The sequence below is a fragment of the Pseudomonas sp. 05N432 genome (assembly GCF_056396945.1).
Genome location: NZ_JBFTMM010000008.1, coordinates 73,737 through 88,302, shown reverse-complemented (window position 1 = coordinate 88,302; position 14,566 = coordinate 73,737). Strand labels below are relative to the sequence as shown.

The following is a 14,566-nucleotide window of genomic DNA, read 5'->3' as shown; positions in this document are numbered from 1 at the left end:
CTTAGTTCAGACCCAACTTCCCACGCAGGGTCGACAAGTCTTCCGCCAGGGTATTGACCGGGCCGACCAGCGCCTTGCGGTCGTTTTCCTTGACCTTGTCGTAGGTCTCGAAACCGCCGCCAGCGGTTTTGTACTTGGCCAGAATCGTGTTCACGCTGGCGAAGTTCTTGTCGACTTTGGCGACGAAGGCCTTGTCCTGTTTCTCGAGTTGCGGACGGAACAGGTCGACGATTTTCTTCGCGCCGTCGATGTTGCCCTGGAAGTCATACAGGTCGGTGTGGCTGTAGCGGTCTTCTTCGCCGGAGATCTTGGTGGCAGCGACTTCTTCGAGCAATGTAGCGGCGCCGCCCACGACTTTTTCCGGTGGGAAGGTCAGGCCGGCAACGCGGGCTTGCAGGTCCTTCACGTCTTTGTTCAAACCATCGGCCAGGTCACCAAGGCCCTCGGTGGTTTTCTCGGAGAACAGGCTGTATTCGATGCGGTGGAAACCGGTGAAGTCTTCAGCCTTGACGCCTTTTTCGTGGTCGTTGACGCGCGAGTCGATGGACGCATCGAGGTCACTGAACAGTTCGGCAATCGGCTCGATCGACTCGTAGTAAACACGGGTGGGCGCATAGAGTTTTTGAGCGGCGGCCAGGTCACCTTTTTTCACCGCGTCGGTGAACTGCTGGGTGTGGCTGGCAAACCCGTCGAGCTGCTCAGTGACGTAGATTTTGTAATCCGAGATCGGCCCCACCAGATCCAGCGGCGCTGTGGCGGCGAAAGCCGACAGTGGAGCGTGGAGCAAGCCAAGGGCAACCAGCAAGGCGAGAGGCGACTTTTTCATGGGACTTTTCCGTGAGTTTGTTGTGTTTAGGGGGTTAAGCCGTGGTTTTCGGTTGAGTAGCATCGAGCAATGAGCGACCGATGAAATCCTTGTCGCCGGTTACGCCCGGCAAGGTGAAGAAATAGCCGCCGCCGATGGGCTTGAGGTATTCCTCCAGAGGTTCACCGTTGAGTCGGGTTTGCACAGTGATGAACCCGTTGTGCAGATCGGCCTGGTAGCAGATGAACAGCAAGCCCATTTCCAGCTGGCCGTTTTTGCTCACGCCGTTGGAATAATTGAACGGCCGACGCAGGATCAGGTTGGCCTGGGTCGCGGCAGTGCGCGGGTTGGCCAGACGGATATGCGCGTCCATTTTGGTCAGCTTGCCGTGGGGGTCTTTGGCGTAGTCCGGGACCTGGCTTTCATGGCTGCCGCCAATGGGCGCGCCGGTACTTTTGACCCGACCGAGAATGCTTTCCTGTTCTTGCAGTGGCGTGCGATCCCAACGCTCGACGAGGTTGCGGATAATCCGCACCGCCTGATAGCTGCCATTGGCCGCCCAGGCCGGCTCATCGCTGCCCGGTTGCACCCAGACAATCTGCTCCATGGCTTTCTTGTCGTTGGAATCCGGGTTGGCCGAACCGTCACGAAAACCGAGGAAATTACGCGCACTCTGCGCAGGTGTTCCAGGCTTGGCCGGCGCTTGCGGCGGTACGCTGCCTTCCTGTTTCCAGCGCACCAGCAGCAGGTCCGGCAGGTTCTTCACGATGTCGCGCAAGGCGTGAATATTGGTGTCGGCGGTGTTGGCGCAGAACTGCAGGCTCAGGTCGCCGTGGCAGAGCTCGGGTTGCAGTGCATCGTTGGGGAAGCCGACCATGCGGATCAATCGCTTGGGCTTGGCGCTGGCCAGGCCGAAACGTTCGTCGAACAGCGATTCACCCACCGAGACGGTGATGGTCAGGTTGTCGGGTGTCACCACCGGGCCAAGAATTCCCGAGTCCACGGGTGGGAACTTCGGGTCGACCTGAGCCACCGGGCCACCAGTCATCAGGAATGCAATGCGCTGGTTCAACGTGCGAAACAGCCGCTCGAGGTCTTCGCGGTCGGTGGCCAATACATCGAACGACACCAGCATGCCGCACGCCGGGCGCGGCGTGACGATGCCGGTCTGGTGCTGGCCGTGGAAGTCATGGCGATCCTGGGTTTTGTCGCTGTTCGGTGCTTCTGTGACTTGTGCCGGGCTGGCGGCCATGGCCGGGCAGCTCAACGTGCTGCCCGCCAACGCGACACCGGCGGCGCTCATGCCCAACAGTACGCGGCGACGCTGGGCATTGATCTGATTTAAATCGTTCATCTGAATAGGGTCTTCTGCTTATAGGCCGGAGAGGCCAAGGGAGGGATCGATTCCATCGAGTGCATCGGCCAGAACCTTGGCCTTGTCGGCGATTCGTGTGCGCTGATCGGCGCCGACGCTGTCGTAACTGCTATAGCCGTCTTTGACTCGCAAGCCATTGAGTTCGGCATCGAGAGCGTGGGTGGCCGTGTCCAATCGGCTCAGCAACGCGGCGTCAGGCTTGGCCAGTAACGGACGCAGCAGATCGATCACTTTGCGGGTCACGTCCAGGTTGGCGGCGAAACCATTAAGGTCGATGTGGCTGTAACGTTCTTCCTCACCGCTGCTGGCGCGTACATCGGCCATGTTGCGGAGATTGCGGGCAACGATGCTCACCAGTTGCTCGGGCGGCAGCGACTGGGCCAGCAGTTGCTGTTTGAGTTCAGTCACATCGGCGACCAGACGCTGGGCAACCGGCGCCAGACCGTCGATGTTTCGTTGCTGGAACAGCGCGTACTCGAGGCGGTGGAAGCCAATGAAGTCCGGATCCTGCTCACGCTTTTCAAAGTAATCGGCGCGAGCGTTGATGACCTTGTCCAGTTCGGCCAGGCGTTGAGCCGCCGGGGCGATACGTTGATAAGCAACGCGGGCCGGCACATAGAGTGCCTGGGCCTGACTCAGGTCACCGGCGTCGATTGCCTGTTGCAACGCGCTGACAGCGTTGATCAGTGCGGTGCCCTGACTGCTCAGGTAAACCCGAAACTCCGACAACGGGCCGATAAACGCGACCATCGACGGACGTGCCTGCGCCGCAGCATCCGACGCGGCAGTGGGCGTGACGTGCAGCGTGCCGCGCGGATTGCTGAGCAAGCCGCAGGTAATCGCATAATCACCCGGCAGCAGGTTGGCGGTGATCACCTGGCTCAGGCCGGGGGCGATGTTTTCGCGTTCCTCAAGCACCAGCACGCCATCGAGGATCTCCCATTCAACGGCGCGATCCGAGTGGTTGACGATGCGAAAACTGCTGCGGCCCGCCGCAACGGTCAGCGCATTCGGCTCGCAGCTGTGCGGATTGATCGTGACGGTGATCTCGTCATGATTTGTCTGACGCTTGGCCGCGGCCATTTGCGATGCGTAGTAGAACAACCCGCCGGCGGCGATCATCACGATCACCGAGCCGGCCACCGCCCAGCGCAGGGCGCGGGGAGGCGAGGTCTGAAGAGGGGCCTGGTTTGACATGAATGCCCTTAATGGCTGGAGACGGAAGAGGGTGGCGTGGCGGCCGGTTTAGACGGCGCGCCAGTCGGGAGGAAGAACATCACCAGCGCGACCAGCAGATAAATCAGGTAGACGCCGAGGGTGCTGACGGTCGGGGCATCCTGATAACCGAACATGCCGGCCAGCACCGAACCCAACGGGCCATCCATCGGCAGGGTTGCGCTGAAATCGAAGAGCACGGTTTGCAGGTGATTCCACAGCCCGGCTTCATGCAGTGCGCGCACCGAGCTTGCGAGAATGCCGGCCGCCACCACCAGGATGAACAGCCCGGTCCAGCGGAAGAACGCCGACAGGTTCAGGCGCATGCTGCCGCTGTAGATAAGGAAACCGATGACCATCGACAGCAGTAGGCCGAGCAGGGCACCGATCGGCGCCCCGGGGCCTTCGCTTTGCTGGAATACCGCGAGCAGGAAGAACACGGTTTCCAGGCCTTCGCGGGCAACCGCGAAAAACACCATGGCGATCAGCGCGGTGACCTGGTGTCTGGAGCCGGCCAGCGCATGGTCGAGGGAAACGTGCAGCGAATGCTTGATCGAGCGCGCGACCTTGCGCATCCAGAACACCATGGAGCTCAAAACCGCGACGGCGATCAGGCCGATGACGCCCTCGAAGAGTTCCTGTTGTTTTTGCGGGAATTCAGCGCTGACCAGTTCCAGGCCACCGCCCACCAGCAGGGCCAGCGCGACGGCGAGGAAAACCCCGATCCACATGGCGGGCATCCATTGGCCGCGTCCGGTTTGCTTGAGATAGCTGGCAATGATGCCGACGATTAACGCCGCTTCAACGCCTTCGCGCAGCATGATCAGGAAAGGAACCAGCATTCAGCACCGCATCATCTATAGAGTGGAGGCTAATTTGTAACATAATGATACTCATTACTAAATAGAGATGATTGTCATTAGCCTGAACGGCAGCTGAACGAGTCAAAAGATCGATGCCTGCGCTAAGATGGCCGACCAACAAAAACAGGGTTCACCACGTTCGATGTCGGAAAAAGACACCATATCCATTCATCTGGTGCGCGAAGCACTGCTGCAAAGCTGCGAGTCGAGCGCGGTCAGCATTGAAGTCTTGCTCAAGGTCGGGATTGAACCGCGCTTGCTCAGCGTGGCTGATGCGCGTGTTCCGGCCACGGCCTACGCACGGCTGTGGCGACTGTTGGCGCGGCGCATGGACGATGAGTTCTTTGGCATGGACCCGCGCCGGTTGAAATCCGGCAGCCTGGAATTTCTCTGTCGTTGCGCCATGGCCCAGCCGACGTTGGCAGCCGGGTTGACCGCCGGGCTGGGGTTTCTGTCGTTGATGCTGGAGCGCATGCCGGCGCAGCTGGTTCATCAGCAAAGCCTGGCGGAAATCGTCCTGCTCGAAGACGACCAGGAACCGCGTCGCGCCTTCACTTATTTCACCTACTGGATGATCGTCCACGGCGTAGCCTGCTGGCTGGCGGGGCGGCGGATACCGATTCTGGCCATCGAACTGCGCTGCGCGGAACCGGACTTCTGCGATGACTACAAGGTGATGTTCTCCGAGAACCTGCGCTTCGACCGACCGCGCACCCGGATGATTTTCTCGGCTGATTGCCTGGACCTGCCGATCAAGCGCAGTAGGGACGAGCTCAAGCGCTTTCTGGCCCATGCGCCGGCCAATATCCTGGTCAAGTATCGCGACCCGCAAAGCCTCGCCAGCCGGATCAAACATGATTTGCGGCAACTGCCCGCCGAACAGTGGCCGGAAACCGACAGCCTGGCGCAGCGCCTGTGCATGTCCGCTTCGACACTGCGTCGACGCTTGGCAGAAGAAGGGCAAACCTATCAAGGCTTGAAGGACAGCGTGCGCAAGGAGCTGGCGATTGTCTGGCTGGCCGAGCCTTCGATCAGCTTCGCCGAGATCGCCACGCGGCTGGGGTTTGCCGATGCCAGTTCGTTCTACAAGGCGTTCCGCAAGTGGTCGGGGTCCAATCCGGGGCATTACCGCAGTTTGATTCTCAACGAAGCCCATTGATTCAGCGTTGATGCGTCTGACCTCATCGCGAGCAGGCTCGCTCCCACAGGGAAACGCATTCCAAATGTGGGAGCGAGCCTGCTCGCGATGACGTCCATCCAGACACTACATCTGTTGAATCTTGGCCAAACCAGTCACGCAACTTGAAAGCTTTGACCATTGTCCCGCGCCGCCCGCGGAGCGAGTATTTCCTGGATTTTTACGGTTCCCCCCAACCTAATAAAAATACAGAGGGACTCTGGCAATGCGCGATTACCTGTCTGCGACTTCACAGTTCAACTATCAGCACACCGTCGATGCTGCGCTCAGCGGCTCGTTGACCGCACTCAACGCCTGCATTGAATGTTGCGACCGTCATGCGATACCCGGGCGCATTGCCTTGTTCTGGGAGGGGCGCGACGGTGCCAGCGCCACGTACACTTTCAGCGAGCTGCAGGACAAAGCTGCGCGCTTTGCCAATTTCCTGCTGGCTCAAGGCGTGAAGAAGGGCGACAAGGTCGCCGGCCTGTTGCCACGCAACGTTGAATTGCTGATTGTGGTGTTCGCCACCTGGCGCATCGGCGCGGTCTATCAGCCGCTGTTTACCGCCTTCGGCCCGAAAGCCATCGAACACCGTCTCAACAGTTCCGGCGCCGCCGTGGTGGTGACCGACGCGGTCAATCGTCCAAAGCTCAATGACGTTGCCGACTGCCCGACCATCGTCACTGTCGGCGGCCCGAAAGGCCAGGGCATCGTGCGTGGCGATTTCAGCTTCTGGGCCGAACTGCCCAACTATTCCGCTCAATGCGAACCCGTGCTGCTGGACGGCGAAGACCCGTTCCTGCTGATGTTCACCTCGGGCACCACCGGCCCGTCGAAAGCCCTGTCGGTACCGCTCAAGGCCATCGTTGCGTTCCAGAGCTACACCCGCGACGCGGTGGACCTGCGTCCTGAAGATGCGTTCTGGAATGTCGCCGATCCGGGTTGGGCCTATGGCATTTACTTCGGCGTGACCGGACCGTTGTCCATGGGCCATCCGATCACCTTTTACGATGGCCCGTTCACCCTCGAAAGCACCTGCCGGGTGATCAACAAATACGGCATCACCAATCTCACCGGTTCACCGACTGCGTACCGCTTGCTGATCGCCGGTGGGGAGGAGTTCGCCCGTTCGATCAAAGGCAAACTGCGGATTGTCAGCAGCGCCGGCGAACCGTTGAACCCGGAAGTGATCCGCTGGTTCGCCGACAACCTCGGCGTGGTCATCCACGACCATTACGGCCAGACCGAACTCGGCATGGTGCTGTGCAACCACCATGGCCTTGAACATCCGGTGCATGTCGGTGCGGCAGGGTTTGCCTCGCCTGGCCACCGGATCGTGGTGCTGGATGAGGCCTGCAACGAACTGTCGGTCGGTCAGCCGGGAATCCTCGCCATCGACCGCACGCAATCGCCGATGTGCTGGTTTGCCGGTTACGAAGGTGCGCCGACCAAGGCTTTCGTCGGTAACTATTACCTGAGTGGCGATACCGTCGAGCTCAACCCGGACGGCAGCATCAGCTTCGTCGGCCGCAGTGACGACGTGATCACTACCTCCGGCTACCGGGTCGGCCCGTTCGACGTGGAGAGTGCGTTGATCGAACACCCCGCCGTGGTTGAAGCAGCGGTGATCGGCAAGCCGGATCCGGAACGCACCGAACTGGTGAAAGCCTTCGTGGTGCTCAGCGCGCAATACCGTGCGTCCCCTGAGCTTGTCGAGGAACTGCGTCAACACGTGCGCAAGCGTCTGGCGGCGCACTCATACCCGCGTGAAATCGAATTTGTCAGCGAATTGCCGAAAACCCCAAGCGGCAAATTGCAGCGCTTTATCTTGCGCAACCAGGAAATCGCCAAGGCTCAAGAGGCCACGGCGAAGAACGTTTCAGCTTGAATCCAAGGAAACAATGATGCAGATCGAAAACAAGGTTTTTCTCGTCACAGGCGGTGCGTCGGGCCTGGGCGCGGCCACGGCTGAAATGCTGGTGGGTGCCGGTGCCAAAGTCATGCTGGTGGACCTGAATGCCGAAGCCGTCGCGGCCCAGGCAAAACGGCTCGGCGCGCATTGCGTCGTCGCGGACATCAGCCAGGAAGCGGCGGCAGAAGCCGCGGTGCAGGCAGCGGTCGCAGCCTTTGGTGGCCTGCACGGGCTGGTCAACTGTGCCGGCGTGGTCCGTGGCGAGAAAATCCTCGGCAAGAACGGTCCGCACGCGTTGGCCAGTTTCAGCCAGGTGATCAACGTCAACCTGATCGGCAGTTTCAACATGCTGCGCCTGGCGGCTGCGGCGATTGCCGAAACAGAAGCCAATGAAGACGGCGAGCGCGGGGTGATCATCAACACCGCTTCGGTGGCGGCCTTCGACGGCCAGATCGGCCAGGCCGCCTACGCTGCCTCCAAAGGCGCGATTGCCAGCCTGACCTTGCCTGCCGCCCGTGAACTGGCGCGCTACGGCATCCGGGTGATGACCATCGCCCCAGGCATCTTCGAAACGCCGATGATGGCCGGCATGACCCAGGAGGTTCGCGACTCGCTGGCCGCTGGCGTGCCGTTCCCGCCACGCCTTGGCAAACCGGTTGAGTACGCCGCGCTGGTCAGGCATATCATAGAAAACAGCATGCTCAACGGCGAGGTGATCCGTCTCGACGGTGCCTTGCGTATGGCCGCCAAATAAGGAGTATTTGTCATGACAATGTCCCACGATCCAATCGTTATCGTCAGCGCCGTCCGCACCCCGATGGGTGGTTTTCAAGGTGAACTGAAAAGCCTCAGCGCGCCACAACTGGGCGCTGCTGCGATCCGCGCCGCCGTTGAGCGTGCCGGTGTGGCCGCCGACGCGGTAGAAGAAGTGCTGTTCGGTTGCGTGCTGTCCGCTGGCCTCGGCCAGGCCCCGGCCCGCCAGGCTGCACTGGGCGCCGGGCTGGACAAATCGACCCGTTGCACCACTCTGAACAAAATGTGCGGTTCGGGCATGGAAGCCGCCATCCTGGCCCACGATATGCTGCTGGCCGGCAGTGCCGACGTGGTGGTTGCTGGCGGGATGGAAAGCATGTCCAACGCGCCTTACCTGCTGGACCGCGCTCGCAGCGGTTACCGCATGGGCCACGGCAAAGTGCTGGACCACATGTTCCTCGACGGTCTTGAAGACGCCTACGACAAGGGCCGCCTGATGGGCACCTTTGCCGAGGACTGCGCCGAGGCCAATGGCTTCACGCGTGAAGCGCAAGATGAGTTCGCAATCGCTTCGACCACCCGCGCACAACAGGCAATCAAGGACGGCAGCTTCAACGCCGAAATCGTCCCGTTGAAGGTCATGGTCGGCAAAGAGCAGAAGCTCATCACCGATGACGAACAACCACCGAAAGCCAAGCTGGACAAGATCGCCAGCCTGAAACCGGCATTCCGCGAAGGCGGTACGGTGACAGCGGCCAACTCCAGTTCGATTTCCGACGGCGCGGCAGCGTTGCTGTTGATGCGTCGTTCAGAAGCCGAAAAGCGTGGCCTGAAACCGCTGGCAGTGATCCACGGTCACGCAGCCTTCGCTGATACGCCGGGGTTGTTCCCGGTGGCACCGGTGGGCGCGATCAAAAAGTTGCTGAAGAAAACCGGCTGGTCGCTGGATGAAGTCGAGCTGTTCGAAGTCAACGAAGCCTTCGCGGTGGTCAGCCTGGTGACCATGACCAAGCTGGAAATCCCCCACAGCAAGGTCAATGTCCACGGTGGCGCCTGTGCGCTGGGTCACCCGATCGGCGCTTCGGGTGCGCGGATCCTCGTGACCTTGCTCTCGGCCTTGCGCCAGAAAGGCCTGAAACGCGGCGTCGCAGCGATCTGCATCGGCGGCGGTGAAGCCACGGCCATGGCCGTTGAATGCCTGTACTAAGGAATCAACATGCTACCGACTGACGAACAACTACAGATCAGCGACGCGGCCCGGCAATTTGCCCAGGAACGGCTCAAGCCGTTCGCCGCCGAGTGGGATCGCGAGCACCGCTTTCCCAAGGAAGCCATCGGCGAGATGGCCGAACTGGGCTTCTTCGGCATGTTGGTGCCGGAGCAGTGGGGCGGTTGCGACACCGGTTACCTGGCGTACGCCATGGCCCTGGAAGAAATCGCCGCTGGCGATGGCGCCTGTTCGACCATCATGAGTGTGCACAACTCGGTGGGTTGCGTGCCGATCCTCAAGTTCGGCAACGACGATCAGAAAGAACGCTTCCTCAAACCGTTGGCCAGTGGCGCCATGCTCGGGGCGTTCGCGCTGACCGAGCCGCAGGCCGGTTCCGATGCCAGCAGCCTGAAAACCCGTGCCCGCCTGAACGGCGATCACTACGTGCTCAACGGCTGCAAGCAGTTCATTACCTCGGGGCAAAACGCCGGGGTGGTGATCGTCTTCGCAGTCACCAACCCGAGCGCCGGCAAACGCGGGATCAGCGCCTTTATCGTGCCGACCGATTCGCCGGGCTACAAGGTTGCGCGGGTTGAAGACAAGCTCGGCCAGCACGCCTCGGACACCTGCCAAATCCTCTTTGAGGACGTGAAGGTGCCGGTGGCCAATCGTCTGGGTGAGGAGGGCGAAGGCTACAAAATCGCCCTGGCCAACCTTGAAGGCGGGCGCGTCGGGATTGCTTCGCAGTCGGTCGGCATGGCCCGCGCCGCGTTCGAAGCCGCCCGCGATTACGCCCGCGAGCGCGAGAGTTTCGGCAAGCCGATCATCGAGCATCAGGCGGTAGCCTTCCGTTTGGCTGACATGGCCACGCAAATCGCCGTCGCCCGGCAGATGGTGCATTACGCCGCGGCCCTGCGTGACAGCGGCAAACCGGCGCTGGTGGAAGCCTCGATGGCCAAGCTGTTCGCCTCGGAAATGGCCGAAAAGGTCTGCTCGATGGCCTTGCAAACCCTCGGTGGTTACGGTTACCTGAACGACTTCCCGCTGGAGCGGATCTACCGCGACGTGCGGGTTTGTCAGATCTATGAAGGCACCAGTGATATTCAGCGCATGGTCATTTCGCGCAATCTTTGAGAAGGAACGTTGCATGAGCTACGAAACGATTTTGTTGGAAGTCCAGGGTCGTGTGGGTCTGATCACCCTCAACCGCCCGCAAGCCCTGAATGCCTTGAATGCGCAGATTGTCAGCGAGCTTAACCACGCGCTGGACGGTCTGGAAGCCAATCCGGAAATCGGCTGCATCGTGCTGACCGGCTCGAAAAAAGCCTTTGCCGCCGGTGCCGACATCAAGGAAATGGCCGAGTTGACCTACCCGCAGATCTACCTCGACGATCTGTTCAGCGACAGTGACCGGGTGGCCAATCGACGCAAGCCGATCATCGCGGCGGTCGCCGGTTTTGCCCTGGGCGGTGGCTGTGAGCTGGCGCTGATGTGCGACTTTATTTTGGCTGGCGACAACGCCAAATTCGGCCAGCCGGAAATCAACCTCGGCGTGTTGCCGGGCATGGGCGGCACCCAGCGCCTGACTCGCGCCGTGGGCAAGGCCAAAGCCATGGAAATGTGCCTCAGCGGCCGCCTGATCGACGCGGTGGAAGCGGAACGCTGCGGCATTGTTGCGCGCGTCGTACCGGTGGATGAGCTGCTGGATGAAGCGCTGAAGGTTGCCGCGCTGATTGCCAAGAAGTCCTTGCCGATTGCAATGATGGTCAAGGAAAGCGTCAACCGCGCCTTTGAAGTCAGCCTGTCCGAAGGCGTGCGCTTCGAACGTCGGGTGTTCCATGCGGCGTTTGCCACACAGGACCAGAAAGAAGGCATGGCGGCGTTTATTGCCAAGCGTGAGGCGCAGTTCGTCGGTAAGTAATGTAGCGCTCTCACCGACCTAATCGCGAGCAGGCTCGCTCCCACAGTGGATCTCTGGTGTTCATGAGATCCCTTGTGGGAGCGAGCCTGCTCGCGATGCTTTTAAGGGGTTAGACCAAGTAGTTCTTGAGTTCCCGCGCAATCACCATCCGCTGAATCTCGCTCGAGCCTTCGTAAATCTGCGTGATCCGCGCATCGCGGTAGTAGCGTTCCACCGGATAATCCTCCAGATAGCCGTAGCCGCCGTGAATCTGTATCGCAGACGAACAGACCTTCTCGGCCATCTCCGAGGCAAACAGCTTGGCCTGTGAGGCTTCCGACAGGCATGGCTTGCCGGCGCTGCGCAACCGTGCGGCATGCAGGATCAGCAAGCGCGCGGCGTTCAGCCGGGTGTGCATGTCGGCCAGCATGTTGGCGACGCTTTGGTGCTCGATGATCGGCTTGTCGAACTGCACCCGGTCACGGGCGTAGGCCAGCGCTGCTTCGAAAGCAGCACGGGCGATACCCAGCGCCTGTGCGGCGATGCCGATACGACCGCCTTCGAGGTTGGACAAAGCAATCGCCAAACCCTTGCCGCGCTCACCCAGCAGATTGGCTTCGGGGATCGTGCAGTTGTTCAGCGTCACCGCGCAGGTGTCGGAAGCGCGGATACCCATCTTGTGTTCGCTGCGGTCGACGATAAAACCCGGTGTGTCGGTTGGCACCAGGAACGCCGACAAACCTTTCTTACCCAGCTCCGGGTCGGTCACGGCAAACACAATCGCCAGTTTTGCCCGTCGACCGTTGCTGACGAACTGCTTGGCGCCATTGATCACCCACTGGCCGTCGCGCAGTTCGGCACGGGTGCGCAGGTTGTGCGCTTCGGAACCGGCCTGCGGCTCGGTCAGGCAGAAGCAGCCAATGGCCTGACCGCTGGCCAGATCCGCCAGCCAGGTCTGTTTCTGTTCTTCAGTGCCATAGTTCAGAACCGGTCCGCAGCCCACCGAGTTGTGAATGCTCATCAAGGCACCGGTGGCGCCGTCGCCGGCAGAAATCTCTTCTACCGCCAGCGCGTAGGCCACGTAGTCGACGTAAGTGCCGCCCCATTCCTCGGGAACCACCATGCCGAGCAAACCCAGCTCGCCCATCTTGGCCACCAGCGCATCATCGATCCAGCCGGCTTTTTCCCAGGCCTGGGCGTGAGGGGCGATTTCGCCGCGGGCAAAATCCCGGGCCATGTCGCGGATCATCACTTGTTCTTCGGTCAATTCGATATCGTGCATGGCTCAGCTCCCGCTCTGGTCAAAACCGCTGAAGAAACTCGCAACGTGTTTGGCGTTCAGCGCCTGCACGGTCGGAGGGTTCCAGCGTGGACTCTTGTCTTTGTCGATCAGCAAGGCGCGGACGCCTTCGATCAGGTCTCCGCGTTCGAACCATTGGCGATCGAGGTGCAGTTCGAGGGCGAAGCAGTCTTCCAGGCTCAACTGACGGCCGCGACGCAGCATCTCTAACGTTACACCCATGGCCAGCGGTGAACGACTGTCGAGCACATCGGCAGTGGTCATCGCCCAGTCGTGGCTGTCGGCAACCGTAACGGTGCGCAGTTGCTCGACAATGCTCGGCACATCCGGCAGGGCGAAGAAGTGGTCGATCGTTGGCCGCAATGTTTGCAACGGTGCGTCGGGCAGTTGCTGTACCGCGAGTTTCGCCAGCAGACCTTGCAGGTCCTTGAGCGGGGTGTCGTGCCACTCGAGGCTGTCGAGGTGTTGATCCAGCTCGGTGAGTTTTTGGCTTTCGAGGTACCAGTCGGCCAGCCCGCAATACAGCGCATCGGCGGCGCGGATCTGCACGCCGCTGACGCCAAGGTAGATGCCCAGTTCGCCGGGAATCCGTGGCAGGAAGTAGCTACCGCCAACGTCCGGGAAGTAACCGATGGCCACTTCCGGCATTGCCAGGCGGCTGCGTTCGGTGACCACCCGCAGGTCTGCGCCTTGCACCAGGCCCATACCGCCGCCGAGGACGAAACCGTCCATCAACGCCAGTACCGGTTTGCGGTAATGGTGGATCGCCAGGTCGAGGGCGTATTCCTCGACGAAAAAGTCTTCATGCAGGGTGCCGCCGCTTTTGAAACTGTCGTACAGCGAGCGGATATCGCCACCGGCGCAGAAGGCTTTTTCGCCAGCTCCGCGCAACACCACGGCGTGGATGTGCGGGTCTTTCGACCAGGCATCGAGTTGTCGGTGCAGGCTGCGGACCATGTCCAGGGTAATGGCGTTGAGGCCGGCGGGGCGATTGAGGGTCAGATGGCCAATGTGGTTGCGGACCTCGGCCAGCACGTCGTTGGCGCTGGCATCAATGCGGTGGGTCGCCTGGGATGAAACCTGAGCAGTCATCACTAACTCCCTGCTTTTATTGTTCTTTATAGAAGTGTTCGCGCGCGAACGATGCCGGATCGTAACAGTGCAAATTTGCGATGTACAACCGTGATAGATGCAGGTCCGGTCTGCATTTTTGTTATGCCTGCACGCTGATTCATCGCATAAACGCCCTGATAGGGCATTTCAAATCTTTAGTAGCTAAGGCCGAGTGCCGAACACTTCACCGATGCTGCGGCGTTTGGCGTGCAGCTCGCTGGCGTGGATCAACTGCTCAAGGTCCTCCGGCGTGACGTCGAAGAACTCCTGCATATCGGCCAGGGCCAGCTTGAGGTCTTCGGCGGTAATCGCCAGGACGTCTGCGGGCGGATGATCGGCGGGCACCACCGCGACTGGCTCGCTGTGGCCCTTGGGGTAACGGATCCGCGTCAGGTTGTTATAGACCAGGGCGCTGAGCAGCATGCACGTCGCGGCGAGCATCACCGGCCCTAGTTCGCGCCATTCCATCGCGATGGTCGCCGGGTCCGCCACCACCAGCAGCAACGCCAACGCTCCCGCCGGCGGGTGCAGGCAACGCAGCCAGCACATCAGAATCAGCGCCATGCCAGCCGCCAGGCAGGCACTGCCCAGCGTGCGCCCAAGCACATGGGCCACCAGCAGCGACACCACCGCGGCACACAAATAGCCGCCGAGAATCGACCACGGCTGCGCCAGCGCGCCGGAAGACACGGCGAACAGCAACACCGCTGAAGCGCCCAACGGCCCGATCAAGTGCAAGGCCACGTCCATCCCGAACACCTGACCACACAGCCAGACACTCAGCAGTGTGCCCAGCGACATGCCGATGGCGGCACGGCTCCATTCGGAGGGGCGGGTGTTGACGGCAGCGGGTATCCAGCGAGCGAGCATAACGAAAACGATCCAGTGGCAAAGAACGGGCAAAAAGAAGGGCTTGTCTGGATCACCAGAAAGCCCTTTA

Annotated in this window: 13 protein-coding genes; 6 read left to right on the top strand and 7 right to left on the bottom strand. The window is 61.0% G+C overall.

Features of this window, described 5'->3' with window-relative positions; translation table 11 throughout:
* Position 1: 1 nt before the first annotated feature.
* From efeO (AC1DHT_RS10640) to efeU, 4 genes are read right to left on the bottom strand one after another with little or no spacing between them, the layout of a single operon-like run.
* Positions 2 to 826 (bottom strand): iron uptake system protein EfeO, encoded by an 825-nt coding sequence (gene efeO, locus AC1DHT_RS10640; protein WP_427540043.1) that lies wholly within the window; start codon positions 824 to 826, stop codon positions 2 to 4.
* Positions 827 to 860: 34 nt separating this feature from the next.
* The gene (efeB, locus tag AC1DHT_RS10635; protein ID WP_427540046.1) at positions 861 to 2,159 is read right to left on the bottom strand and encodes an iron uptake transporter deferrochelatase/peroxidase subunit; all 1,299 of its coding nucleotides are present in this window, start codon (positions 2,157 to 2,159) and stop codon (positions 861 to 863) included.
* Positions 2,160 to 2,177: 18 nt separating this feature from the next.
* The gene (efeO, locus tag AC1DHT_RS10630; RefSeq protein WP_427540049.1) at positions 2,178 to 3,377 is read right to left on the bottom strand and encodes an iron uptake system protein EfeO; all 1,200 of its coding nucleotides are present in this window, start codon (positions 3,375 to 3,377) and stop codon (positions 2,178 to 2,180) included.
* Between the two features lie 8 nt (positions 3,378 to 3,385).
* Complete coding sequence (efeU, locus tag AC1DHT_RS10625) at positions 3,386 to 4,237, bottom strand: iron uptake transporter permease EfeU (RefSeq protein WP_427540052.1); 852 nt, start codon at positions 4,235 to 4,237, stop codon at positions 3,386 to 3,388.
* Between the two features lie 163 nt (positions 4,238 to 4,400).
* On the opposite strand from efeU, the gene AC1DHT_RS10620 reads away from it, so the two are divergent.
* The 6 genes from AC1DHT_RS10620 to AC1DHT_RS10595 all read left to right on the top strand — a co-directional run bounded on the left by AC1DHT_RS10620 (position 4,401) and on the right by AC1DHT_RS10595 (position 11,234).
* Entirely contained in the window at positions 4,401 to 5,417 is a 1,017-nt protein-coding gene (locus AC1DHT_RS10620; protein WP_427540237.1) for an AraC family transcriptional regulator, read from the top strand.
* 244 nt (positions 5,418 to 5,661) lie between these two features.
* Entirely contained in the window at positions 5,662 to 7,326 is a 1,665-nt protein-coding gene (locus AC1DHT_RS10615; protein ID WP_427540055.1) for an AMP-binding protein, read from the top strand.
* Between the two features lie 16 nt (positions 7,327 to 7,342).
* Positions 7,343 to 8,104 carry an SDR family NAD(P)-dependent oxidoreductase gene (locus tag AC1DHT_RS10610; RefSeq protein ID WP_054597492.1) on the top strand — a complete coding sequence of 254 codons (762 nt, stop codon included), beginning with the start codon at positions 7,343 to 7,345 and terminating at the stop codon, positions 8,102 to 8,104.
* A 12-nt stretch (positions 8,105 to 8,116) separates the two neighbouring features.
* Entirely contained in the window at positions 8,117 to 9,310 is a 1,194-nt protein-coding gene (locus AC1DHT_RS10605; protein WP_427540059.1) for an acetyl-CoA C-acyltransferase, read from the top strand.
* A 9-nt stretch (positions 9,311 to 9,319) separates the two neighbouring features.
* Positions 9,320 to 10,447 (top strand): acyl-CoA dehydrogenase, encoded by a 1,128-nt coding sequence (locus AC1DHT_RS10600; protein WP_427540062.1) that lies wholly within the window; start codon positions 9,320 to 9,322, stop codon positions 10,445 to 10,447.
* Between the two features lie 13 nt (positions 10,448 to 10,460).
* On the top strand, positions 10,461 to 11,234 hold the full coding sequence (locus tag AC1DHT_RS10595; protein WP_427540065.1) for an enoyl-CoA hydratase: 774 nt from the start codon (positions 10,461 to 10,463) through the stop codon (positions 11,232 to 11,234).
* Between the two features lie 109 nt (positions 11,235 to 11,343).
* Here the strand turns inward: AC1DHT_RS10595 and AC1DHT_RS10590 are convergent, their stop codons facing one another.
* The 3 genes from AC1DHT_RS10590 to AC1DHT_RS10580 all read right to left on the bottom strand — a co-directional run bounded on the left by AC1DHT_RS10590 (position 11,344) and on the right by AC1DHT_RS10580 (position 14,496).
* Positions 11,344 to 12,495, bottom strand: a complete 1,152-nt coding sequence (locus AC1DHT_RS10590; RefSeq protein WP_103316477.1) for an acyl-CoA dehydrogenase family protein — start codon at positions 12,493 to 12,495, stop codon at positions 11,344 to 11,346.
* A gap of 3 nt (positions 12,496 to 12,498) precedes the next feature.
* Positions 12,499 to 13,605 (bottom strand): enoyl-CoA hydratase/isomerase family protein, encoded by a 1,107-nt coding sequence (locus AC1DHT_RS10585; protein WP_427540068.1) that lies wholly within the window; start codon positions 13,603 to 13,605, stop codon positions 12,499 to 12,501.
* 183 nt (positions 13,606 to 13,788) lie between these two features.
* A complete protein-coding gene (locus AC1DHT_RS10580; RefSeq protein ID WP_427540071.1) occupies positions 13,789 to 14,496 on the bottom strand; it encodes an HPP family protein in 708 nt (235 codons plus the stop codon).
* Positions 14,497 to 14,566 lie beyond the last annotated feature (70 nt).